The 22285-nt window shown below is 56.4% G+C and carries 23 protein-coding genes; 12 read left to right on the forward strand and 11 right to left on the reverse strand.

Annotated features, from left to right (window positions below; translation table 11 throughout):
- Positions 1-14: 14 nt before the first annotated feature.
- Positions 15-857 carry a helix-turn-helix domain-containing protein gene (locus tag EBB79_RS03505; protein WP_127747605.1) on the forward strand — a complete coding sequence of 281 codons (843 nt, stop codon included), beginning with the start codon at positions 15-17 and terminating at the stop codon, positions 855-857.
- Between the two features lie 46 nt (positions 858-903).
- Here EBB79_RS03505 and EBB79_RS03510 read toward each other — a convergent pair whose 3' ends face one another.
- A complete protein-coding gene (locus tag EBB79_RS03510) occupies positions 904-1848 on the reverse strand; it encodes a Gfo/Idh/MocA family oxidoreductase (RefSeq protein ID WP_127747606.1) in 945 nt (314 codons plus the stop codon).
- Positions 1849-2088: 240 nt separating this feature from the next.
- Positions 2089-3306, reverse strand: coding sequence for a LysR family transcriptional regulator (locus EBB79_RS03515; RefSeq protein ID WP_127747607.1), 1218 nt, complete (start codon positions 3304-3306; stop codon positions 2089-2091).
- Positions 3307-3453: 147 nt separating this feature from the next.
- On the opposite strand from EBB79_RS03515, the gene EBB79_RS03520 reads away from it, so the two are divergent.
- The 6 genes from EBB79_RS03520 to EBB79_RS03545 are packed head-to-tail and all read left to right on the forward strand — an operon-like array spanning position 3454 to position 8079.
- Positions 3454-4191, forward strand: a complete 738-nt coding sequence (locus EBB79_RS03520; RefSeq protein ID WP_127747608.1) for a PIG-L deacetylase family protein — start codon at positions 3454-3456, stop codon at positions 4189-4191.
- Positions 4188-4880: a 4-carboxy-4-hydroxy-2-oxoadipate aldolase/oxaloacetate decarboxylase gene (gene ligK / locus EBB79_RS03525; protein ID WP_127747609.1), complete on the forward strand. Its 693-nt coding sequence runs from the start codon at positions 4188-4190 to the stop codon at positions 4878-4880. Before EBB79_RS03520 ends, ligK begins: the two co-directional genes overlap by 4 nt.
- Complete coding sequence (locus EBB79_RS03530; protein ID WP_127747610.1) at positions 4873-5928, forward strand: 4-oxalomesaconate tautomerase; 1056 nt, start codon at positions 4873-4875, stop codon at positions 5926-5928. The genes ligK and EBB79_RS03530 overlap by 8 nt, the downstream gene beginning before the upstream one ends.
- The gene (locus tag EBB79_RS03535; protein ID WP_194085518.1) at positions 5925-6812 is read left to right on the forward strand and encodes an amidohydrolase family protein; all 888 of its coding nucleotides are present in this window, start codon (positions 5925-5927) and stop codon (positions 6810-6812) included. The genes EBB79_RS03530 and EBB79_RS03535 overlap by 4 nt, the downstream gene beginning before the upstream one ends.
- Positions 6813-6863: 51 nt before the next feature.
- A complete protein-coding gene (locus EBB79_RS03540) occupies positions 6864-7220 on the forward strand; it encodes a protocatechuate 4,5-dioxygenase subunit alpha (RefSeq protein WP_127747611.1) in 357 nt (118 codons plus the stop codon).
- Between the two features lie 10 nt (positions 7221-7230).
- Positions 7231-8079, forward strand: a complete 849-nt coding sequence (locus EBB79_RS03545; RefSeq protein ID WP_127747612.1) for a class III extradiol dioxygenase family protein — start codon at positions 7231-7233, stop codon at positions 8077-8079.
- A 41-nt stretch (positions 8080-8120) separates the two neighbouring features.
- Here EBB79_RS03545 and EBB79_RS03550 read toward each other — a convergent pair whose 3' ends face one another.
- The 8 genes from EBB79_RS03550 to EBB79_RS03585 are packed head-to-tail and all read right to left on the reverse strand — an operon-like array spanning position 8121 to position 17132.
- Complete coding sequence (locus EBB79_RS03550) at positions 8121-9029, reverse strand: FAD:protein FMN transferase (RefSeq protein ID WP_127747613.1); 909 nt, start codon at positions 9027-9029, stop codon at positions 8121-8123.
- Entirely contained in the window at positions 9026-9547 is a 522-nt protein-coding gene (locus EBB79_RS03555) for a nitrous oxide reductase accessory protein NosL (protein ID WP_127747614.1), read from the reverse strand. Before EBB79_RS03555 ends, EBB79_RS03550 begins: the two co-directional genes overlap by 4 nt.
- Positions 9544-10368, reverse strand: a complete 825-nt coding sequence (locus EBB79_RS03560) for an ABC transporter permease (RefSeq protein ID WP_127750862.1) — start codon at positions 10366-10368, stop codon at positions 9544-9546. Before EBB79_RS03560 ends, EBB79_RS03555 begins: the two co-directional genes overlap by 4 nt.
- Positions 10368-11261: an ABC transporter ATP-binding protein gene (locus EBB79_RS03565; protein ID WP_127747615.1), complete on the reverse strand. Its 894-nt coding sequence runs from the start codon at positions 11259-11261 to the stop codon at positions 10368-10370. Before EBB79_RS03565 ends, EBB79_RS03560 begins: the two co-directional genes overlap by 1 nt.
- Complete coding sequence (locus EBB79_RS03570; RefSeq protein WP_127747616.1) at positions 11254-12510, reverse strand: nitrous oxide reductase family maturation protein NosD; 1257 nt, start codon at positions 12508-12510, stop codon at positions 11254-11256. The genes EBB79_RS03565 and EBB79_RS03570 overlap by 8 nt, the downstream gene beginning before the upstream one ends.
- A gap of 3 nt (positions 12511-12513) precedes the next feature.
- Positions 12514-14430 carry a TAT-dependent nitrous-oxide reductase gene (nosZ, locus tag EBB79_RS03575; RefSeq protein ID WP_127747617.1) on the reverse strand — a complete coding sequence of 639 codons (1917 nt, stop codon included), beginning with the start codon at positions 14428-14430 and terminating at the stop codon, positions 12514-12516.
- Between the two features lie 12 nt (positions 14431-14442).
- Entirely contained in the window at positions 14443-16638 is a 2196-nt protein-coding gene (locus EBB79_RS03580; RefSeq protein ID WP_127747618.1) for a NosR/NirI family protein, read from the reverse strand.
- Positions 16629-17132: a hypothetical protein gene (locus EBB79_RS03585; protein ID WP_127747619.1), complete on the reverse strand. Its 504-nt coding sequence runs from the start codon at positions 17130-17132 to the stop codon at positions 16629-16631. The genes EBB79_RS03580 and EBB79_RS03585 overlap by 10 nt, the downstream gene beginning before the upstream one ends.
- Positions 17133-17400: 268 nt before the next feature.
- Here EBB79_RS03585 and phnD point away from each other — a divergent pair, with 268 nt between their 5' ends.
- From phnD to gph, 5 genes are all read left to right on the forward strand, one after another.
- Positions 17401-18351, forward strand: a complete 951-nt coding sequence (gene phnD, locus EBB79_RS03590) for a phosphate/phosphite/phosphonate ABC transporter substrate-binding protein (protein WP_420850393.1) — start codon at positions 17401-17403, stop codon at positions 18349-18351.
- A gap of 75 nt (positions 18352-18426) precedes the next feature.
- Positions 18427-19218 carry a phosphonate ABC transporter ATP-binding protein gene (gene phnC / locus EBB79_RS03595; RefSeq protein ID WP_127747621.1) on the forward strand — a complete coding sequence of 264 codons (792 nt, stop codon included), beginning with the start codon at positions 18427-18429 and terminating at the stop codon, positions 19216-19218.
- Positions 19218-20030: a phosphonate ABC transporter, permease protein PhnE gene (gene phnE, locus EBB79_RS03600; RefSeq protein WP_127747622.1), complete on the forward strand. Its 813-nt coding sequence runs from the start codon at positions 19218-19220 to the stop codon at positions 20028-20030. The genes phnC and phnE (EBB79_RS03600) overlap by 1 nt, the downstream gene beginning before the upstream one ends.
- Entirely contained in the window at positions 20030-20845 is an 816-nt protein-coding gene (gene phnE, locus EBB79_RS03605) for a phosphonate ABC transporter, permease protein PhnE (RefSeq protein ID WP_127747623.1), read from the forward strand. Before phnE (EBB79_RS03600) ends, phnE (EBB79_RS03605) begins: the two co-directional genes overlap by 1 nt.
- An 87-nt stretch (positions 20846-20932) precedes the next feature.
- A complete protein-coding gene (gene gph, locus EBB79_RS03610) occupies positions 20933-21586 on the forward strand; it encodes a phosphoglycolate phosphatase (protein ID WP_127747624.1) in 654 nt (217 codons plus the stop codon).
- A 51-nt stretch (positions 21587-21637) separates the two neighbouring features.
- Here gph and EBB79_RS03615 read toward each other — a convergent pair whose 3' ends face one another.
- The gene (locus EBB79_RS03615) at positions 21638-22285 is read right to left on the reverse strand and encodes a bifunctional 4-hydroxy-2-oxoglutarate aldolase/2-dehydro-3-deoxy-phosphogluconate aldolase (RefSeq protein ID WP_127747625.1); all 648 of its coding nucleotides are present in this window, start codon (positions 22283-22285) and stop codon (positions 21638-21640) included.

Raw genomic sequence — 22285 nt, forward strand, 5'->3', positions numbered from 1 at the left:
GGTATGATTCGAACATGTCAGTTATCGAAAACTTCAACCTGTTTGGGGAACGTCAGGATCTGCCAGACGTCGTCCACTGCGAGACCATCGAGGCGCGGTCCCTGGTGCACAATTGGGAGTTCTCGCCGCATCGGCATGGTCACCTACATCAATTTCTATTGTTGGATTCGGGGTCCGGGCAGGTCCAGATCGAAGAGAATCGCCATCCGATTACATCCGGTGATCTGGTGAATATCCCCATGGGGACGGTGCACGGATTCACGTTTGAACCTGGAACGCAGGGGTGGGTGGTGACTGTGGCATCTGAACTTCTGGCCGAGAATCTAAATGATACAGAAGGCCTGAGACCGGTGTTGCAACAGCCTGATTTAGTTAAATACTCCAGTGAGATACGGGGCATTGTTGCCTATATCTTTGCTGAGTACCCAGGTCGGGGATTTGCCCGTGCCCATGTCTTGCGGGCACTGTCCGCCGTTCTGGCCGGGTTGGTGGCACGGGCAATCGCTGGCAAGGAACCGATTGTGTCCCACGCTGATCATGGGTTGCAGCGGCGATTTGAGATGCTGGTGGAAGAGCACCATTTGAAACACCTTGGTGTTGCGGGTTATGCCGATCTTCTGGCGGTGACACCAACCCACCTTAGCCGCGTGATGCGCCAGGCAACCGGACAGCCTGCTTCGGCTGCGATCGAGTTGCGATTGATGCGAGAGGCAAGAAGAAACTTGGCTTTTTCCAACCTGGGGATTTCAGAAATTGCCTATCAGCTGGGGTTTGGTGACCCGGCCTATTTCAGCCGGGTTTTCAAGCGGGCAACTGGCCTGTCCCCGCGTGCATTTCGCCAAAACCTGGGAGGCTAAGGCGCATTGGGTTCAGCAAAGCCCGCCTTGCGACGGGCCTTGTTGATTACGCCATGGTTTGTTCGATACGATCCAGTGTTTCCATCGCGGCCAGAACGTCAGTTACGCAGCCATTGGGCGTGCGACCTTCTTGAATCGCCGAGATGAATTCGCGATCGATGAGCTCGATGCCGTTATTCGAGACGGCAACGTCACTGAGATCGATCTGGTTTTCATTGCCGTCATAGAGGTCGTCGTAGCGGGCAATGTAGGTTCCGGTGTCGCAGATATAACGGAAGAAGGTGCCAAACGGTCCGTCGTTATTGAACGATAGCGACAGATTGCAGATCGCGCCGTCCTCGGATTTCAAGCCGATTGCCATGTCCATGGCAATGCCCAGATCGGGATGCGCTGGGCCCTGAAGACCAAAGGCTTTGACCGCTTTGCCGCCAGTTTGGTATTGGAACAGATCAACCGTGTGGCAGGCGTGATGCCATAGCAGGTGATCCGTCCACGAGCGCGGCTCGCCCTTGGCATTGGTGTTGGTGCGGCGGAAGAAATAGGTCTGCACATCCATCTGCTGGATTTTCAGCTCGCCGGCGTCGATCTTATTTTTGATCCACTGGTGGCTTGGATTGAAACGGCGCACTTGACCCGCCATGGCAACCAGCCCGGTTTCCTTTTGCTTGGCGACCACGGCCAGACTGTCCTCAAGCGTGTCGGCCATTGGGATTTCGACCAGCACGTGCTTTCCGGCCTCCATGCAAGCAATAGCCTGAGCGGCGTGCATTTGTGTTGGGGTTGACAGGATCACCGCGTCAACGTCATCACGTGTCAGGCAGTCCCCGAGGGTGGTGCCAGCGTGTCCGATGCCACGCGCAGCTGCCAGCGCCTCGATCTTGGCTTTGGTTGGCCCCATCACCGAGGTCACTTCGACACCTTCGATTTGAGCCAATGCGTCCAGATGTTTCAGTCCAAACGCGCCGTAGGCACCCGCTACGCAAATTCTCATTTTTCGTTTCCCTGTGTTGGTTCTGTGCCTCTTGGGGCGAAAAAGCTGCAAAAGGCGCCGGGGTCGCTATAATCTGACGCCAGATGTACGACCGCTGCCCATTGCCATCCCTTACAGTCGCAGCAAGAGTCAAAAGACGGTTGGGGCCGTATATACACCTGACGGGCCCATTATGGAATTTGAATGCATTCAACGATATTTGTTTTTGTTAGTCTGCGCGCAAATTCGACGTCTTGCCCGTCATTCGGTTGCGGCCTTCTGACGAATGATTTCCAGAAACCGCTGTTGAACCGGTGTCGGCGTCCATCCGGTTCTGAAGGTAAATCCAATCGCCCGCTCGCTCTCGGGCAGGTCAATTGGCAGTTGGACCAGTGTTCCGTTTTGCTCTTCGACTTGGATCTGCCGTTTAGAGGCAATCGAAATGTAATCTCCACGTGACAGCAACCCGCGCAGTAACACCAATGAACTAGAGACGATGCGCACCGGGGTATTGGTCATATCCTGAATGTGTAGACGATCTGATAGATATGCACCGGACGGTGTTTCGCGGGGGGGCGCTATCCAGGGAAAGTCGAGGGTATCCTGCAGGGCGACAGTTTTTCTTTTGGTCAGGGGGTGATCGGGGGCTACCACCACCGCAAGGCGGTCGACAAAAAGCTCTTCCTGCTCAATATCACTGGACGATTGCGGCGGGCGCAGGGCCCCCAGCAGAAAGTCCAGCTCGCCAAACCGCAAATCTTTTAGCAGGGCGTGGTATCTTGCATCCACGCAGTTGATCTGTACGCCGCCGCCAACTTCGCTGAGCAGATCGTCAATGGCTGCAGGCAGTATGGTTGTGCGGGACAGGGGCAGGGACCCCAGATTGATGCGCGTGACATCCAGGCCCAGATGTTCATTGATTTCAAACACTGCCTGCTGGAATTCGCTCATGGCCAGCCGGACCTGATGAGTGAAAACTTCGGCAGCTGCGGTGAGCGTAACACCGCCTCGGGTCTGGTCGAATAATGTCAGACCAGACAGAGACGCCAGCTCACGAATGGCGCGGTGTACTCCGGGTTGGCTGACTCCCAATTCAAATGCGGCCTGACTGAAGCTGCCTGTCTTTGCGATGGCGATTAAGGCCCTGAGCTGAACTGGCGAGCAGAATTTGTGAAAGGCTGACCGGGGGGCGTGGACGCCCTTTCGCGCCGCCTTCTTTCGGGCCAAGCTGTCGCCGCGCCGAAGGTGTTCAAGAATGCGGTTCAGACGGCCTTCGAATATCTTGCCGATCTCGGTGGGAAACATGCCCTTTGGCTGGCGCGTGAACAATTGCGCCCCCAAAAGCTCTTCCACTCTGGCCAGCGACTGGGTGGCTGCCGGTTGTGACAGATGGACGATTTCGGCAGCGGCACTGATCCGTTGATGGCGATAGACTTCCCGGACCACGTAGAGATATCGGATATGGGGAAAGTCTGACATCGATCTGTACTATTCTCGTTTCACGTCGCGCCAAGTTGTCATTTGTCTACCAAATTCAAATAGGCTTGTCAGGATTCAAAGTGGTCATCAGGGTGGATTATTACTAGATTTAAGACACCCTGTAGAAACCGTGGAAGACGTTGACAAATGGCTGACAAGAAAAACGCTTTGGTAATTTCCGCGCATGCGGCAGACTTTGTTTGGCGTTGTGGCGGCGCAATCGCCCTGCATCAGGAGCTTGGCTATGAGGTGACCGTCGCCTGCCTGTCGTTTGGGGAGCGCGGTGAAAGTGCCAAGCTGTGGAAGCAGGATGGCATGACCTTGGATACGGTTAAGAAAGTCCGTCAGGAAGAGGCTAAGGCTGCCGCTGACGCACTGGGTGTCAATGATATTCGGTTTCTGGATCTGGGAGATTATCCGCTGCGTCTGGACCGCGATGCCCAGGACCAGATGGTTGATATCATCCGTGAAGTTCAGCCCAAGTGGATGATGAGCCACTCGAAGTGGGATCCCTATAATACCGACCACATGAACACGACGCAGTTTGCGCTGGAATGCCGGATGATTGCCCAGGCCTGGGGGCACAACCCGGGCGAAAAGGTGCTGGGTGCACCGCAACTTTATCTGTTTGAACCGCATCAGACGGAACAGATGGGCTGGAAGCCGAATGTCTTCCTCGACATTACCCCGGTCTGGGACAAGAAGCGTGCCGCCATTGAATGCATGCAGGGTCAGGAACACTTGTGGGATTTCTATACCAATGTGGCTGAAAACCGGGGCAACCATTTCCGCCGCAACTCGGGCGGGATGGCTGGCGGTCGCAAGGCGGAATACGCCGAAGGTTTTGAAATGATATTCCCGCAGACCGTGGATGAATTGGCATGAGCTATCCTGTCGGAACCCAAGGTATTGTTGTTCAGAACATCCAGCGCGCGGATCAATCCGTGATTGATGGGCTGGCGGATTGTGGCGTTGCCACCGTGCACGAGGCACAGGGGCGCAAGGGGTTGCTGGCCTCCTATATGCGGCCAATTTATACTGGCGCGCGGGTTGCTGCCAGCGCGGTGACAATTTCGGCTCCGCCCTGTGATAACTGGATGCTGCATGTGGCGATCGAGCAGCTGCAGCCGGGCGATATCATGGTGCTGGCACCGACTTCGCCCAGCATTGCAGGCTACTTTGGCGATCTCTTGGCGTCCTCAGCCAAAGCACATTGCTGTAAAGGTTTGATTATTGACGCTGGTGTGCGCGATGTACGCGATCTAACCGAGATGGATTTTCCGGTCTGGTCCAAGGCCGTTTTTGCCCAAGGTACGATCAAAGAAACCCTTGGCTCGGTCAATGTGCCAGTGGTCTGTGCCGGTGCGCTGGTAAATCCGGGTGATGTTATCGTGGCCGACGACGACGGTGTCTGTGTGGTGCGCCGCGAGGAGGCCGCTGAGGTTCTGGAAAAGGCGCGTGCCCGTGAAGCCAATGAAACGGCCAAGCGCGCCCGGTTTGAGGCTGGCGAGCTGGGGCTTGATATCTACGACATGCGGGGACGGCTGGCCGAAAAGGGTTTGAAATATGTCTGATGGCATTCGGGCCATGTGGATGCGGGGCGGCACGTCGAAAGGCGGTTTTTTCCTGGCCGGTGATCTGCCCGACGATGTTCAAGCGCGCGATGACCTGTTGCTTGGGCTTATGGGGTCGCCGGACCTGCGTCAGATCAACGGAATGGGCGGCGCTGATCCTTTGACCTCGAAGGTTGCCGTGGTCCGCAAATCAAATCGCGCGGGCGTGGATGTTGAGTACCTGTTTTTGCAGGTGGTCACCGATCAGCCCATCGTGACGGATGCGCAGAACTGCGGCAATATGCTGGCTGGTGTCGCCCCCTTCGCCATTGAACGCGGTCTTGTCGCAGCACAGAACGGTGAAACTCCGGTGACCATCTACATGGAAAACACCGGTCAGGTTGCCGTTGCGCAGGTCCAGACACCGGACGGTGTGGTCAGCTATAGGGGTGACGCGCAAATTGACGGTGTGCCCGGAACCTCGGCAGGTGTTCCGATTGAATTCAAGGACACTGTGGGGTCCAGCTGTGGTTCTTTGTTGCCAACCGGGCAAGTGGTCGACGTTATCGAAGGTGTCGAGTTGACGATGATCGACAACGGCATGCCCTGCGTGGTGATGCGAGCCTCAGACATGGGTATAAGTGGTCAGGAAAGCCCGGAGGAGCTTGAGGCCAACGCGCCTCTGCGTGCGAAACTTGAGGCTATCCGCCTGACCTGTGGCCGCTTGATGAACCTGGGTGATGTGACGGAAAAGACGGTGCCAAAAATGACAATGGTCAGTGCGCCGCGTGCGGGTGGGGCGATTGCCACGCGCACCTTTATTCCGCACCGCTGTCATAAAACAATCGGTGTATTGGGGGCCGTCAGTGTCGCCACGGCTTGCCTGATTGAGGGCACGCCGGCGCATAAGCTGGCAGAGGTCGGCCAAGGCGATACGCGAAGGCTGTCGATCGAACATCCCGCTGGTGAGATGACAGTCGTTGCCAAACTGGACCCAAACGGAAGCGTCACCTCGGCGGCGATCCTACGGACGGCCCGAAAACTAATGGACGGAGAGGTCTATCCATGACCGAAATACAGAAAATGGACCCGGATTGGCTGGTGTATCATCCCGCGCCAAAGGCACCGGATTTTCAACTGCCCGAAGGGGCCGTGGACGCGCATTGCCATGTGTTTGGCCCGGCGGCAGAGTTCCCTTTTGCGCCAGAGCGGAAATACACGCCCTGTGACGCCGGTAAGGCCGAGCTTTATGCGCTGCGCGACCATCTGGGGTTTTCACGCAATGTCATCGTGCAGGCCACCTGTCACGGCAAAGACAACAGCGCCATGATTGACGCTTGCCGCGCGGCCGGCGATCTGGCGCGGGGCATTGCCTCGGTTGGGCCTGAAATCACCGAGGCTGAGATCCGCGATATGCACGAGGCCGGCGTGCGCGGCGTGCGGTTTAACTTTGTCAAACGCCTGGTGGATGCGACCCCCAAAGAAGTGTTTCTGGACATTGCAGAAAAGATCAAAGGTTTTGGCTGGCACATTGTTGTCTATTTCGAGGCTCAGGATCTGGAAGAGATTGAGCCGTTTCTAAAGCAGCTTCCGACCACTGTTGTGGTAGATCACATGGGGCGACCGGATGTCTCTAAGGGGGTGGATCATCCTGACTTTCAGCGGTTTATCCGCCTGATGGATGAAAATCAAAACATCTGGTCCAAGGTGACCTGCCCGGAACGCCTTTCACAGCAAGGCCCGCCTTACAGTGACGTGGTGCCCTACTGTGCCGAGATCGTCGAGCGGTTCCCGGATCGGGTTCTGTGGGGCACAGATTGGCCGCATCCGAATATGAAATCTCATATGCCTGATGACGGTGCGCTGGTGGATTTCATCCAAAAGATTGCACCCACAAAAGAGCAGCAGAAAATGCTGTTAGTAGACAATCCGATGCGCCTTTACTGGGCGTGAACAGTGCAGTTGCCTGACCTAAGGCGTGCTAAAGAAAGCAGAGGATACCCGATGGACCAGCCGGGATTTGATCATCATACCCACATTCCAGGAACGACACTGTTTGACGGCAAGCAGGCCATGAAGGGCTATGCGCTGAACAAGATGTGTTACGCGTTCAACAAGCAAGAACACCGCGAGGCGTTTGCGGCCGACGAAGAAGGATTCATGGAGCAATACGGGCTCAACGAGGATCATAAGCAGGCTATTCGTGATCGCGACGTCCTTGCCATGATCGCGGCAGGTGGCAATATTTATTACCTCGCCAAGCTGACCGGAATTTTCAAACTGTCTGTTCAGGACGTAGGCGGTATGCAGACGGGCATGACCACTGAAGAGTTCAAGCAACATTTGCTAGATCAGGCGTAAGGGACATAAAATGGCAAAAATTCTCGGTGGTATCACAACCTCGCACATTCCGGCCGTGGGCCACGCAGTCAAGAATGAACTGCATGAAGATCCCTATTGGAAGCCGTTTTTTGACGGCTACACCAAGATTCACAAGTGGATCGGTGAGAACAAGCCGGACGTAGTGATAAACATCTACAACGACCATGGTTTGGGCTTTTTCCTGGATCAGATGCCGACATTCGCCATTGGTGCTGCGCATGAATATCGCAACGAGGACGAAGGCTGGGGGCTGCCGTCGCTGGATCCGTTCCCCGGTCACCCTGAGTTGAGTTGGCACATTATTGAGAGCATGGTCGCCGACGAATTCGACATCACATCCTGTCAGGAGCTGGCGGTCGATCACGGTTTTGTTGTGCCGATGCAATTGTTCTGGCCGGGCGCACCTCATAACCCGGATATGCCACGGGCAATTCCGATTTCGGCCAACACCGTGCAGCACCCGATCCCAACGCTGAAACGTGCGCTGGACTTCGGTAAGGCCCTGCGCAAAGGCATTGAAAGCTTCCCCGAAGATCTGAAAGTTGTTGTGCTTGGCACTGGCGGTTTAAGCCATCAGCTGGAAGGTGAACGTGCCGGTTTCATCAACAAGGACTTCGATAAGTATTGCCTTGATAACATCGTTCATAATCCCGAAGTGCTGACCAAGATTACCAGGCATGAACTGGTTGAAAAGGCCGGCGCACAGGGCACGGAATTCCTGATGTGGATGATGATGCGAGGGGCGCTGGGCGACGACGTGACACAGATTACGCGGAACTACCACATTCCGATCTCAAACACCGCGTCTGGCACGCTTCTTATTGAGTGTGCGCAATAGAAAACAGTTCTGCGACCACCGGTTAAGGTGGTCGCGAGGCATCAGGTCAGGGGCTGCAAGGCTTCGATCCGGGTGCCGGGGATCTGGTCCAGCGCAGCTTGAATGTGCTGGTCCGAAAGCAGGCAGCAAGCTGTCGAAAGACCATCGGCAATAGCGGCTGTTGGGGCCGATACGGAGACAAAGGCCTGTTGCAAGTGATGAGTAGCGGTTGGCGGGAAGATATGCGGGTTTGGTTGAGTGCTGTCACCCAGGGGCATAACAGGCGCAGAACTGGCCAGCGCGCGGTTGGTCAGGGTCATTTGCTTCACCCGTTGACCGCTGGGCGTTTCAATGCCGACGCGCCAGATCTGGCCGGTGCTGCGTTGACCGTTGGCCATGATTTCGCCGAAATCCACCAGAACGTCGGTTAAGCCTTTCCTGCGAAGAAGGTGGGCAATTTTATCGGTGATGTAGCCCTGGGCAATTCCGTTCAGCGTCAGGCCCATGGTGGCCGCCTTTGGAGGGGTGAATTCAACCCGTTGGCTGTTAAAATCAAGATAGCGCCACCCGGTTACAGGGCTTGTATTCTCCGTCGTTACAGTGGCCTGCCACAGCGGCTGAACCGTAGGATCAAATGCACCACCTGTGGCGGTGTTCAACATGTTTGAAATGCTAAGAACCTCTAGCAGTTCATGCGAGGGGGCTTCCAGCCGTCCGGTTGCATTCAATCGCGAGATTTCGGATGTGTCTCTGTACAGGCTGAAAATGCTCTCCAGTCGGGAGAGCTCGTTCTCGACGGCCATGAAAATGGGATTGGCCTGTGTCTGGGTCAAACCGGCCAGTTGAAGCGTCGCCCGAGCGCCCAATGCAATGCCGCGCCAGCGGGCGGGGGTGGCTGCCACTGCCTGCATCGGCAGGCTAAAGGCGGCAGCTGAAATGGTCAGAAACCGGCGGCGGTTCAAATGCGTCATGACGGGGTTTCCAAAAACTGTGACAGATCGACGGGGGCCAGGGCGGCCTCATCTGGAATTGCGGTGAACGGCAGAAGTGTTCCGCCGTATTTATCTAGAAACGGCGCGGCCGTGGCTTCGTCGCCGAATGGGACAATTTCGGGCGCGCCCATGCCGCCCGCCACATTGGCACCGATGATGAACTGGGCCTCCTTGGCCAATATCCAGTTATTGGGCCCCAAATCATTCCAACCGGCGGCTTTGCCCATGTCACTGACGTAGACCGCGGTGATCCGGGCATCGCGCTCGGGGCTTTTCATATAGGCGACAAGGTCGCGGACCTGGGCGAAGAACAACGGGGCCGGATAGCCCTCCAGGTGGATCTGCCCCTTTGGCCCGCCATGTTCCAGCACGTTCATCTGGCAGAAAAAGCTTAGCGCGGCGGTGGTCAGCTCAACCGGTGGCGGCGGAGCTTTGGCTTGGTCTTCCTTGCAGGCGGTCAGCGCAAGAAGTGCCAGAATGAGGGCTGCTGTCTTCATGGTTCGACGCGTCCAAATGCAATGCGGGCCAGAGCCAATCCAAGGATTGGCCACAGCAACAGGGAAACGGGTGCAGCCCAGCCAGGAAGCGCGCTTGCCGCGCCGGTCATGCCACTGGTGAGGGCCACGGCATCCGAGGCAGCGACATTCCACACACGGAATGCATCAGCTGGATTGGCGACCATCACCCATGGAAATATCGTCTGGGTGAAATATCCACTTTGATCCATGACAACAGCGCCCAGTAATCCAAGATCAAAAAGCACCACAAAGATAAGCCAGAGCGCCGCGGACATTCCGGCCGCAGCAGTGGAACTGCCAGCAAAGGCTGATACCATGTACCCCAGCGCAAGGAAGACTGCCCCCAACAGGATTGATGTGGCAATAAGCCGGGCCAGGGCCAGCAGGCTGTCGGATCCAGCGCCACCTGACCACGTTGCCAGGGCTCCGGCGGTGCCAAACCCGATGATCATCGCAAAACTCAGCGCCGCGAGATGTGACAGGAATTTGCCCAGTAGGATTTCGCCCCGGCTGGGCGGATAGGACAGCATCAGCGACAGGCTGCCACGGTCGACATCGCCGGAAATGGCATCAAACGACATCATCAGCCCCAGCAGGGGGGCCAGATATACCGACAACGTGGTCATTGACGCCACTGATATGGTCAGCATGTCAACGCCCAGACTGCCGGTCGGGGCACTGCCCGCAAACGTCAGGGCCAGGGCAAACAGCACCATGATCAGTGTGGCCATGAACAGCCAGCGATTGCGGCGCAGGATCAACAGTTCAGTCTGAGCAATAGCAAGGGCGCGCGGGGTCATCATTGACCGTCCTCCTTTGAGAAATGGCGGTACAGGTCTTCCAGTCGCGGGGGCGTCATGGAGATGTCGACGACGGCGTCGCCCAGGGCGGCAATACGGCGGAGCTGCTCCATCTTCTGGTCAGCACTGCAGGTGATTTCCAGCGCGGCACCATTGATGCGTTTGCCGCCAACATGGGCAGCCAGTTGTTCGATCTGATCGCTTTTGGCGGTTATGCGCATTCGGGTGGGCAGGTCAGCCTGTTGCGACAGAGAAGCCAGCGTATTGTCGGCCACTTTCACACCCTTGCGCAGGATGGCAATACGGTCGGTGCGGGCCTCGACCTCGGTCAAGGCGTGGCTGGCGATCAGAACGGCGGTGCCCTGTGCCGCCAATTCGTCGATGATAGCATAAAGGTCCTGCCGTGAGATCGGGTCCAGCCCGCTGGTGGGTTCGTCCAGCAGCGCCAGTTTGGGTTTGCCGAGCAAAACCTGAGCCAGGCCCAATCGCTGCCGCATGCCTTTGGAATAGGTGCCAATGCGGCGATCCAGTGCGTCGCTTAGGCCGACACGATCCAGCAGTCCAACCACATCGGCGCCAGCCCCGGACAGGCGGGCAAACAATGTCAGCTGCTCACGTCCGGTGATGGCAGGGTGAAAGCTGACGGATTCAGGCAGAAAGGCGGTGGCGGCGCGGGCGGCGGCGGAACCGGGCACTGCGCCGCAAATGCTGATCTTGCCGCCGTGCACCGGTGTCAGACCCAGGATCGACTTGATCAGGGTCGATTTACCGGCCCCATTGTGGCCCAGAAGCGCCAGCCGTTCACCGGGGGCAATTGACAGGACAACGTCCCGCAAAACCTGGGTGTCGCCGCGAAATTTGCAGACCGATTTTATGGTCAGGCTGTCATCCATCCTGAAGTACCTTCTTGCTTGCCGCCGGTCGAACCGGGGCCATCAGTGCGTTGCTGTCCATCACACCGCCCGGCAACAGGGCGGGAAAGGTGGACTGCGACCAGCGCACCAATTGTACAGCTGGAGAGCCCAGCAATAGTTTGGCTGCGGGCTGGGTCCACAAGACGTGATCCATACTGTCATTTGGGCGATAGGGCGCATCAGCGATCCCATTTCCGTCGACGTCGAAGGCGGCAAAGTCGCTCCAGTAGTTGCCACGCCCGTTCTCGGACCATTCGACCCATTTGGTCGATACGTATTTCACCTGGGTCCGGTTGCGGACAAAGCTGTTGCCGACCATCCGGTTGTTGTCGGACCCGGCAGTGAAATGAATGCCGATGCCACAGCCTTCAAACCAGTTGCCGCTGAAATCATTCTTGTGTGAGTTATAGAGAAAGGTGCATTTCCCCGAAGTGTTCTTGACGTAATTGCCGGTGATCACGCTTTTGTTGGCGTAGTTCAACATCACGCCGTGGTCGCGATCATTCAGGGAGACGTTATCCGTGATCCGAACCCGGGTAGAGAACATCATCGCATAGCCAAGGTGGTTGCCGATTGACACATTGCCCGAGACCTCGGAGTTGTCGGCATACATATAGTGCACGGCAAAGCGCAGGTCCCGGAAGGTGTTGTTTCGGAATATGTTTTTCTTTGAACTGTTGACAAAAATACCGTCGCGGCCCCAGCGGACTGTATTGTCCTCGACGATGGTGCCGGGCGCGTTCCAGACATAGATGCCATTGCCGCGCGCGTTCATCTTGTGGTCTTGGCGGCCTTCGATGTGGTTGCCTGCAACCAGCGCATTGCGGGCACCATGTATGTCGATACCGTATAGATTTCCAATTAGGGTGTTGCCTGTCACGATCGGGGCGGTTGCTGTCTTTGTCAGCTTGATGCCGCTGTCGATTGTTTCATGGTCCGACCCGGATCCAGATACCGTGATCCCAGATATAGCGACATCTGCTCCGGTAACAGTAATCACGGTCCCTGCATCGCCGCCGTTAATTTCAGCATGGCCTTGCCCATCTAAGGTGACAGGTCGATCCAGCGTCAGTGTTTCAGAGTAAATGCCAGGGGCGAGGCGGAGGGTGTCACCATCCGCCGCCTGCGCCAATGTTTCTGCAATGGCTCCCGCCCGGTTTGGAACGTCCCAATCAGCGGCCACAGCCGGAGAACAAAACAGTGCAATCAAGAGAAGGAGCCAGCGCATGTCTTAAGCCTCGCGAGGGTTAACCATCATCCGACCGCGCATCTCCATGTGGAGCGCGTGGCAGAACCATTGGCAATAGTACCAGTGTACACCCGGACGTTCGGCGACAAAGGTAACCGATGCGGTTGCCATAGGGCCAATTTCCATGGCGACACCAAAGTTGGCCATACACAGACCGTGGGTCACGTCATCCACGTCATCTAGGTTGGTGACGTAGATGGTCACTTCGTCACCTTGATTGACGGTGAATTTCTCCATCGAGAACATAGGTGCCTGGCTGGTCATGTAGACGCGAACCTTGGTTGAATCATCCTTGTCGCGGATGATGTCCTCGGCACCTTCTTCCAGATCGATGCCATCAGCCGCCGCCTGAATGCGGGCATCTTCCCACATTGGGTCGTTGCGGTCCCAGACGTTGACCGGATTCACGATGTCACGGCGAACAATGATGCTATCGTGTGGCTCGGCAAAGGTTGGGCCATCATGGACAACCTTCATCTTGTCACCCGAGATGTCGATCAACTGCTCGTTCTCTGGTTTCAGCGGGCCAACGTTCAGGAAGCGGTCTTTCGAGAACTTGTTCATCGAAATCAGCCACTGACCATCTGCGTCAGCTGTTTCACCCATTGAGGTCGAGTTGTGACCTGGCTGGTAATGTACATCGACTTTGTCGAGAACTGGATCAACATCCTTGCCAGCATATAGATCGATGGCTTTCTGGATGTCCCACTTCACTACCTGGCTGTCCAGGAACAGAGTGGTGTAGGCGTTGCCTTTGTTGTCGAACGCAGTGTGGAGAGGACCTAGGCCCAGCTCTGGTTCTGCTACAATGCACGAGCGTTCATCAGCGTTGTCTGTGAACAATGCGTCCAGCTTTTCGACGTCGATGACAGATACGGTTGGCGACAGCTTACCGTTGATCATGATGTGCTTTTTGTCTGGAGCGGCGTTCACGCCGTGTGGCGAGTTCGGGATCGGAACGTAACGGGTGTAGTTTTTGTTCTGACCTTTACGGCCATCAACAACTTTAACGCCGTTCAGTTCCTGGTAATCGCCAGCAGCAATACCTGCTTCGATTTCAGCCAGATTGAAGACAACAACGTGGTCCATTTCTGCTTCGGTCATCTCGGCCAGGTTCATACCCATTTCCGAGTTGTAAGAAGTCGAGATTGCGTATTTGCCTTGATAGTCGCAGTCAGTGTTGTCCAAGTTGCCCGATACGATTACCTGCCAGGACACTTCCATCTCGTCGCCGTCGATGGCGGTAAAGATGTTCACGTACTCCGAAGGCTCGTCCAGGATTTTGCCGTCGTTGACCAGTGGTGCTTCGTGCTCACCGTTGGCAAAGATGTAACCAGTACGTGGGTACTTCTGTGGACGCATGCCGTGGATGTCCATGGCATTTGGGATCTCGATGATCTTGTCGCACTTCATCACGTCACAGCGCACACGGGCTACGCGGGTGTTTGCTTTGTCGTTCATAAAGATAAAGCGACCGTCATAGACGCCATCGGTGAACGACATGTGTGGGTGGTGAAGGTCACCGTTGTCGTACATTTCCTTGCCGTTGGCAGCCAAGAACGCTTTGGTTTCCGGCAACAACCCCTCGGTCAGGATTTTTTTGGATTCGTTGGTCTGACCCCAGCCAGTGGCCGAGCAGCGGTTGAACACTGGAACGCGCATGAATTCACGCATGGATGGAACACCCATGATGCGCAATTCGCCGGTCTGGCCTGAGGACCAGAAGCCATAATAATCGTCCAGTTCACCTGGCTCAAGCGCGGATTTGGCAGCAGCGCTGGCCTCTTTCGCGGACATCAAAGTTGCGCCAACACCGGTTGTGGCCAAGACGGCTCCGGTTGCTGTCGCGCTCAATAGGCCGCGGCGGGTGACATTCAGTGTCTTGTCTTGTTCCGACATAATATTCCTCCTTCAGGAAACGGGTGAAGTTTTGGCGTTTGGATGGTTCGCCGGGGGCTGTCCAAGTGGCATCTTCAGATCAGCGCTGCCGGTTTTTGCACGGCGCTTAAGCTGCTTGATGACCACGGGGCATTTGGTTTCGGATTGATACAGAACCTGGCAATGCATGCAGTCGACGCATTCGTTTGGGTTGATCTCTCCGGTGGGATGGATGGCCTGAACTGGGCATTCATTGGCACAGGTCTGACAGGGGCTGCCACATTCCTTGTAGCGACGTAGCCAGTCGAACATGCGGATGCGGGCGGGGATCGCCAAGGCGCCACCAAGTGGGCATAAGTAGCGACAGTAGAAGCGTTCGATGAACAGGCCGGCGATCAGCAGTGAGACGGCAAAGATGACAAAGGGCCAGTCGCGCAGGAACTTCAGGATGATGGCGGTCTTGAACGGTTCAACCTCGGCGTAGGTCTCGGCAAGTGTCATAGACACCATCGACAGACCAAACAGACCAAGGAAGATCATGTACTTCAGCGGCCACAGGCGTTCGTGCAGGCCCCAGGGCAGGGTCCATTGCGGAACCTTCAGCGCCCGCGCGGCCTTGTTCAACAGCTCTTGCAGCGCGCCAAACGGGCACAACCAGCCACAGTATGCACCACGCCCCCAGAACAGCAGAGCGGCGGCAATGGCGAACCATTGGATGAAGACCAGCGGATCCATCAGGAAGGCATCCCAGGTGAAACCGCTGCGCAGGGATCCGGCTAGGGCCAATAGGTTGACGACGGACAATTGTGCGTTTGCGTACCAACCTAGGAAAACAAGAGTGAAGCTGAGGTAGCCAATGCGGAACCAGTAGAATACGCGGGCATTGGCGGTCGCCTGAAACTGGAAGAAGAAGACGCCGGTCAGGACCAAGAGCATGGCACCCAGGATGCCGATCTCAACGGCTTTATCTTTCCAGATGCGTTGCCAGAGCGCGGTTTTGGCCGCGGCCTCGTCAGTAGCGCTGTTGATCACCACGGGGGCGGCAACTGGCAGCAGATATTGTTCGGGCAATTTGTATCCCAAGTCAAACGTCAGGAACGTTTTCTCAACAGCACCAACAGCACGCTGGGCCAGCAATTGCAGGCGGAACGGTTCAGCGGGGTCAAATTCGGCGTCCGCAGGGATCTTGAAGATGTCGAGTTCAGTAAAGCTGGGGCTGTCGCTGGTGGCCAGATCGCCCAGACGGCGCTGTTGCTTGTCAAAGAACCGGACTGAGTTATCGCCCTGGATCAGCTGAATGCGGTCAAAGATACCGCCGCGCACATACCCGGACCCTTTGAAGCTATAGACGCCGCGACCAAGCACCAGAATGGCCTGCTCGCCGTCTTTCAGCCATTTGGTCAGATTGTTGTATTCCGCCTCACCCAGCAGGCTTTTGCCAATGGACGGCACCGAAACCAGTGCCAGGTGCATGTCGATGAAGGTGTCATCGGGTTCCCCCGGTTCAGGCCGTTTTGCGGCGCGGGCATCGGCGGTGTCCTCAAAGGCGGCGTTGATCTGACCAATGTCCAGCGTCAAACGCCGAACCGAACCGTCCCCAGCCAGTGTGCCCCAATCATGGGTCTGTGTCCGGGTCATATCGATTTCACGCTTTGGGCCTTGATCAAGGTGCGGTGCCAGACCGCCCAGACCCAAGGCGCGGGCCACTTTGATGCCTGCACGCACAAGGCTGTCGTCGATGATCATGATGGTTACGGTGGCACCTGAAATGATATCAAGATCATGGGCCTCGCCACCTGTGGCAGCTTCGGCCTTTAGGTCCAGACCCTTGTACCCTTCGGTCAGGGCGATCATTTTTGAGTTTGGAATGCCAATCAGAATAATGGGTTCTGAGTGTTTGACCAGTTTTACACCCGTCAAAACCGCATCCGTGTCGATGGCGGCGACAACGTGAATGGGCTTGCCCGAGTACCCGGTGGTGCCAACAAAATCAGAGGTCAGAAAGGCCCAGGCAATGGTCTCGCGACCCTTTAGAACCGGGGCGACCCTGGTCTCGTTTGAGACGGGGCCATAGGCATCAGCGCCGGGGGCCAGTTCGGATGGGGGAATGTCAGACAGGAAAGAGGGCAGGTCGTCTGCCTGGACCGATGACGCAAACAGGAACAGACAGGTGGCGAAGAGATAAGCAGTGGCAGTTGCCAGGCTTGGAATTGCGCGTCTTACGTCCATGGCGCATCTCCTTGGCTAAGGGTTGCGGCATGAGACAGACGATAAAGGCTGTCGCTAATCAAAGACTGCACTAAAGGAGGCCCGCGGTTCTCATGCCAAAATTGCGCCGGGTTGGCAGCGATCGCCCCGTCAATCAGGCCATGCACAGTTTTGATCATGGGATGATCGCGCAATGTCAGTGAAAGAGGTAGAATGCCACCCGTCGAGATGGCCAGTTGGCAGGCTTTGCATTCGCCGCATTTTGGGCAGGGGGTTGGGTCATTTTCCGACAGCTGTACCTGCATCAGCACAGGCCCGTCCGCGCCACAGATGACCATCCACTCGCCCGAGTTTGCAGAATGGGCCGCAACAGGGGCCAGCATCTGCAGTATGAGGGCACAGATCCCCATCAGCGCCCGCAGCCTTTTCAGGAATGCTGAGCGGTGTGCGATCATAGGAAGAGAAAGGCCAAAAGGAGACATCGGTGAGCCAAGGTTGTGCGTTGGCGCCTTCATAACGTTTGTCTATCATTGGGTTCTTTGATCTGGCGCAAGGTTGAGACGTATTCGTGCCACCGAACGGTCCAATGTCATCGGCCTCGCAAAAATCGCAAAAAAGTTCACCTATTGAACAATCCACAAATTTCCACAATTCCCCATGAATGAAATTCGACTATCGCGACTGATTGCGCCAACAAAATGCTTGCTGCATGAGTTTTTGGCGCTAGGCTTTGTCCAATTAAAAATAAAAAGGGAGAAGGAAATGTTGGATTTTTCAAAACTGATGTCTACCGCCGCATTTGTTGCAGGTATGACATTAGCCGGTGCTGCTGCGGCAGATTGTGAACGCGGAACCCTGGATGACCGTTTCTGTGACGTTGATGGGGATCTGGTTGCAGATATTCCCACCGATGCCAGCGAACTGGTTGATCCGGATACATTGATTTTCACCTACACCCCGGTCGAAGACCCGGCGGTCTATGTGTCGGTCTGGGCTGAGTTCATGGACCACCTGGCCGCAAAGACCGGCAAAAAGGTTCAGTTCTTCCCCGTACAGTCTAACGCTGCCCAGATCGAGGCGATGCGCTCGGGTCGTTTGCACATTGCGGGCTTCAACACCGGTTCTAACCCATTGGCTGTGAACTGTGCAGGCTTCCGTCCGTTCACCATCATGGCGTCGCTGGACGGCAATTTCGGCTATGAGATGGAGATCCTTACGTATCCGGGCTCGGGCATTGAAAAAGTCGAGGATATCAAAGGCGGTCAGCTGGCCTTTACCTCGCCGACATCAAATTCAGGGTTCAAAGCGCCCAGCGCTATTCTGAAAGGGGACTATGACATGATCCCCGATCGGGATTTTGAGCCGGTCTATTCGGGCAAGCACGATAACTCGATCATGGGCGTGGCCAACCAGGACTATATGGCAGCTTCGATTGCCAACTCGGTTCTGCACCGGATGATCAGCCGGGGTGAACTGAAAGCCGATGATGTTGTGTCGATCTATAAGTCGCAGACCTTCCCGACCACTGGCTTTGGCACCGCACACAACCTGACACCCGAGCTGCAGGCACAGATCCAGGACGCGTTCTTTAGCTTTGATTGGGAAGGCACCGCCTTGCAGGAAGAGTTTGAGAAGTCCAACGAGGGCCAGTTCCTGCAGATGAACTATAAAGAGTTCTGGGACGTGATTCGTAAAATCGATACTGCCAACGGTGTAAGCTACGCCTGTAGCTAATCCGTTGATTGAACTTGATCTTGGTGCGCCCCGACCTTTCGGGGCGTATGCCTTTTTGCCCACTGCGAGGCCCTGATGCTGCGTCTAGAAAAACTAACTAAAGTCTACAAAACCGGCGACAAGGCGTTGAACGCCGTCGATCTGGATGTGCCCAAGGGCCAGGTTCTGGCCCTGATCGGCCCGTCCGGAGCCGGGAAATCCACTATGATCCGCTGTATCAACCGACTTGTCGAACCGACGTCGGGAACGGTGACGCTTGACGGGGTTGAGCTCACCAGCTTGGGACTAGGCGGCTTGCGCAAAGAGCGTCGCCGCATGGGGATGATTTTCCAGGAATATGCTTTGGTTGAACGGCTGACCGTGATGGAAAACGTACTGTCCGGACGGTTGGGCTATGTTGGGTTCTGGCGCAGTTTCCTGCGCAAATACCCGCAAAGCGACGTGGACGAGGCGTTTCGCTTGCTGGACCGGGTTGGTCTGGTCGAAATGGCGGATAAGCGGGCAGATGAACTGTCTGGCGGTCAACGCCAGCGGGTTGGCATCTGTCGTGCACTGATCCAAAATCCATCGGTGTTGTTGGTGGATGAACCCACTGCGTCACTGGATCCAAAAACCTCGCGCCAAATCATGCGGCTGATTGTCGAGTTGTGTGAAGAACGCGAATTGGCGGCCATTGTGAACATTCACGATGTGGCCCTGGCGCAGATGTTTGTGTCACGGATTGTCGGGTTGAAGCTGGGCACCATGGTGTTTGACGGATCACCCGCGGACCTGACCGAAGATGTTCTGACCACAATTTATGGCGACGAAGATTGGTCAGAGACCATTCAGAAAGTCGACGAAGACGATGAAGTGGATGCCGCATAATGAGCGCAGCACTTGATGAACGGCTGGGAAAGCCGTGGAAAAAGCCTCCCCTTATCAGCTCTTCCGGGTTGCGCTGGGCGTTGTTGATCGGCTCGGTGATCTATCTGATCCTTGCGATTTACTCGATTGATGTGAACTGGTCGCGGGTCTATCGCGGATTGGATCGGGGCTGGCAGTTTGTCATGGCCTTTGCTTATCCGGACTTCATATCCCGCGCGGGTGAAATCAAAGACGGGATGATTGAAAGCGCCGTGATGGCGCTGGCGTCGACTGTTGTGGGCATTGCGGTCTCCATTCCGATTGGGCTGGGCGCGGCGCGCAATATCTCGATCCTGCCGGTCTATCTGGTGTGCCGGTCTATTGTGGCGGTGTCTCGTGCCCTGAACGAGATCGTGGTGGCGATCTTACTGGTTGCGATCTTTGGATTTGGGCCATTGGCCGGCTTCCTGACCCTTAGCTTTGCCACGATCGGCTTTTTGTCGAAACTGCTGGCCGAAGAAATTGAGGACATGGATAAGGTCCAGGCCGAGGCTGTGCGTGCCACTGGGGCATCCTGGTTGCAGCGCTATGTTTACGGCGTCCATCCACAGGTTGTGCCGCGTCTTATTGGTCTGTCGATCTATCGACTGGATATCAATTTCCGCGAAAGTGCAGTGTTGGGAATTGTCGGGGCCGGGGGCATCGGCGCGACCTTGAACACTGCGTTTGACCGATATGAATTCGACACCGCAGCGGCGATCCTGCTGGTGATCATCGTTGTTGTGATGGGGCTTGAGTACCTATCCGGCATTATCCGCGCGAGGGTCCAGTAATGGCTATTTCTACAATTGATGGCCAGAAAGTCTGGCAACGGCGTGATCGCAATACTCAGCTGAAAATCTGGGCGCTCTGGATGGTCGGTACTGCGGTATTCATGTGGTGCTGGCAGCAGATATCGGCGGCGACAACCTGGCCGTTCTTTTGGGATGCACCACGTATTGCCGCAGACATTGGTGGCCGTGCCGTGCCGCCGCGTTGGTCCTATATGGACAAACTGTGGGAGCCGCTGTGGGATACATTGAATATTGCCACTTTGGGCACTGTGATGGCCCTGATGATGGCGGTGCCAGTGGCCTTTATGGCAGCACGCAACACCACCCCTTCGGCGCTGTTCGTGCGCCCTGTTGCGCTGCTGATCATTGTTTCCAGCCGCTCGATCAATTCGCTGATCTGGGCACTGCTGCTGGTCAAGATACTTGGACCAGGTGTGTTTGCCGGGCTGATTGCTATCTCGATCCGCTCAATCGGGTTCTGCGCCAAACTGCTGTATGAGGCGATCGAAGAGATTGATGAGACACAGGTCGAGGCAATCACCGCAACCGGTGCCAGTCGCTGGCAAGTGATGGCCTATGGGATCTTGCCGCAGATCATGCCTGCTTTTGCCGGTATTGCGGTGTTCCGCTGGGACATCAATCTGCGTGAATCCACGGTTCTGGGACTGGTCGGCGCCGGAGGCATTGGTTTGCAGCTAAAAGGCTCGCTGGATACGCTGGCCTGGCCGCAGGTCAGTCTGATCCTGTTGGTGATCTTGCTGGCCGTGGTGGTCAGCGAATGGGTCTCGGCCAAGGTGCGTGGCGCGATTATCTGAGCAATCGCGTTTTTGGGCTTGCTGTTCCGGCGCTGGCATATTCTGTCTGGGGCCGGACGGACCAAGTGATTTTTGAAAGGGTGCCCAATGGCGCGCATAGTATTTGACCTTGATGGAACGCTGATTGACAGCGCACCGGATATTCACGGCATCGCCAACGAGGTGCTGGAGCAAGAGGGGCACGAGGGCCTCTCGCTTGCGCAGACACATGATTTTATTGGCAACGGCGCTGCCGTGTTTGTCACAAAAATGCGCGGTGCGCGGGGGATCGACGAGTGTGAACAAGCACGTTTGCTGGCCGATTTCATCGCGCGCTATGACAATGCGGTCGGCCTGACATTGCCCTATCCCGGCGTCTTGGCAGCTTTGGATGCGCTTAAGGCGGGTGGTCATACCCTGGGGATTTGCACTAATAAGCCAATCCGCCCCTGTCGTTTGGTGTTAGAGCATCTGGGGATGGATCATTACTTTGATACCATGTGGGGCGGCGACAGTTTACCGGTACACAAACCGGACCCAGCGCCACTGCATGCTGCTTTTGCCGCACTGGGCGAGGGGCCGCAGCTCTATGTCGGAGACAGCGATGTTGACGCCGAGACGGGGCATCGGGCCGGGGTGCCGTTTCTGCTGTTCACCGAAGGCTACCGGAAATGTGCGGTTGAGGATCTGCACCATGCAGTGGCATTTGATGATTTCGCCGATCTGCCGAGGCTTGTTCAAGAGTTGCTCGTCGTGGCGTAGGAATTAAGAGTTCCTTGACCAGGCAGATGACCCGCTCAAGGGTGTTGTTGATCAGCGCGTCAGTTGACTGGCAGCGCGAGCTAGTTCTTCGATTTTGCCCCATTCGCCATTGTTGACCAGATCACTGGGCGCCACCCAGCTGCCGCCCGCGCAGATAACGTTGGAGAGGGACAGGTAAGAGGCCGCATTGGATGGGCTGACGCCACCTGTCGGACAGAACGAGACCTGTGGTAGTGGTGCACCGATGGCTTTTAGCGCAGGAACCCCGCCTGAGGCCTCGGCTGGGAAAAACTTTAGCATGTCATAGCCACGTTCCAGCAGACGCATTGCCTCGCTGGCGGTGGCCGCGCCGGCCAGCATGGGCAAGCCAATGTCTTCGCAGGCATCCAGCAGATTGTCAGTCGCCCCGGGTGAGACACCGAATTGTGCACCGGCTTCGACCGCTGCCGTGACATCATCCGGGGTGATCAGGGTGCCGGCACCAACAATGCCGCCCTCGACCTTTGACATTTCGCGGATCACATCCAAAGCGACTGGAGTACGCAGGGTGACTTCTAGTGCGGGCAGACCGCCACGCACCAGGGCTTCGGCCAAAGGGCGGGCATGGGCAACGTCATGCACCACCAGAACCGGGATAATAGGGGCCATGCGGCAGATTTCGCGATTGCGGGCGCTGGCGGCCTGGGGGGAGATCGACAT

The organism is Parasedimentitalea marina (genome assembly GCF_004006175.1).
Taxonomy (GTDB): Bacteria; Pseudomonadota; Alphaproteobacteria; order Rhodobacterales; family Rhodobacteraceae; genus Parasedimentitalea; species Parasedimentitalea marina.

Coding starts and splice junctions, on each gene's coding strand:
- EBB79_RS03505 (WP_127747605.1), top strand. CDS start 15: ATGTCAGTTATCGAAAACTTCAACCTGTTTGGGGAACGTCAGGATCTG.
- EBB79_RS03510 (WP_127747606.1), bottom strand. CDS start 1,848: ATGAGAATTTGCGTAGCGGGTGCCTACGGCGCGTTTGGACTGAAACAT.
- EBB79_RS03515 (WP_127747607.1), bottom strand. CDS start 3,306: ATGTCAGACTTTCCCCATATCCGATATCTCTACGTGGTCCGGGAAGTC.
- EBB79_RS03520 (WP_127747608.1), top strand. CDS start 3,454: ATGGCTGACAAGAAAAACGCTTTGGTAATTTCCGCGCATGCGGCAGAC.
- ligK (WP_127747609.1), top strand. CDS start 4,188: ATGAGCTATCCTGTCGGAACCCAAGGTATTGTTGTTCAGAACATCCAG.
- EBB79_RS03530 (WP_127747610.1), top strand. CDS start 4,873: ATGTCTGATGGCATTCGGGCCATGTGGATGCGGGGCGGCACGTCGAAA.
- EBB79_RS03535 (WP_194085518.1), top strand. CDS start 5,925: ATGACCGAAATACAGAAAATGGACCCGGATTGGCTGGTGTATCATCCC.
- EBB79_RS03540 (WP_127747611.1), top strand. CDS start 6,864: ATGGACCAGCCGGGATTTGATCATCATACCCACATTCCAGGAACGACA.
- EBB79_RS03545 (WP_127747612.1), top strand. CDS start 7,231: ATGGCAAAAATTCTCGGTGGTATCACAACCTCGCACATTCCGGCCGTG.
- EBB79_RS03550 (WP_127747613.1), bottom strand. CDS start 9,029: ATGACGCATTTGAACCGCCGCCGGTTTCTGACCATTTCAGCTGCCGCC.
- EBB79_RS03555 (WP_127747614.1), bottom strand. CDS start 9,547: ATGAAGACAGCAGCCCTCATTCTGGCACTTCTTGCGCTGACCGCCTGC.
- EBB79_RS03560 (WP_127750862.1), bottom strand. CDS start 10,368: ATGACCCCGCGCGCCCTTGCTATTGCTCAGACTGAACTGTTGATCCTG.
- EBB79_RS03565 (WP_127747615.1), bottom strand. CDS start 11,261: ATGGATGACAGCCTGACCATAAAATCGGTCTGCAAATTTCGCGGCGAC.
- EBB79_RS03570 (WP_127747616.1), bottom strand. CDS start 12,510: ATGCGCTGGCTCCTTCTCTTGATTGCACTGTTTTGTTCTCCGGCTGTG.
- nosZ (WP_127747617.1), bottom strand. CDS start 14,430: ATGTCGGAACAAGACAAGACACTGAATGTCACCCGCCGCGGCCTATTG.
- EBB79_RS03580 (WP_127747618.1), bottom strand. CDS start 16,638: ATGGACGTAAGACGCGCAATTCCAAGCCTGGCAACTGCCACTGCTTAT.
- EBB79_RS03585 (WP_127747619.1), bottom strand. CDS start 17,132: ATGAAGGCGCCAACGCACAACCTTGGCTCACCGATGTCTCCTTTTGGC.
- phnD (WP_420850393.1), top strand. CDS start 17,401: ATGTCTACCGCCGCATTTGTTGCAGGTATGACATTAGCCGGTGCTGCT.
- phnC (WP_127747621.1), top strand. CDS start 18,427: ATGCTGCGTCTAGAAAAACTAACTAAAGTCTACAAAACCGGCGACAAG.
- phnE (WP_127747622.1), top strand. CDS start 19,218: ATGAGCGCAGCACTTGATGAACGGCTGGGAAAGCCGTGGAAAAAGCCT.
- phnE (WP_127747623.1), top strand. CDS start 20,030: ATGGCTATTTCTACAATTGATGGCCAGAAAGTCTGGCAACGGCGTGAT.
- gph (WP_127747624.1), top strand. CDS start 20,933: ATGGCGCGCATAGTATTTGACCTTGATGGAACGCTGATTGACAGCGCA.
- EBB79_RS03615 (WP_127747625.1), bottom strand. CDS start 22,285: ATGTCGATCTCCCCCCAGGCCGCCAGCGCCCGCAATCGCGAAATCTGC.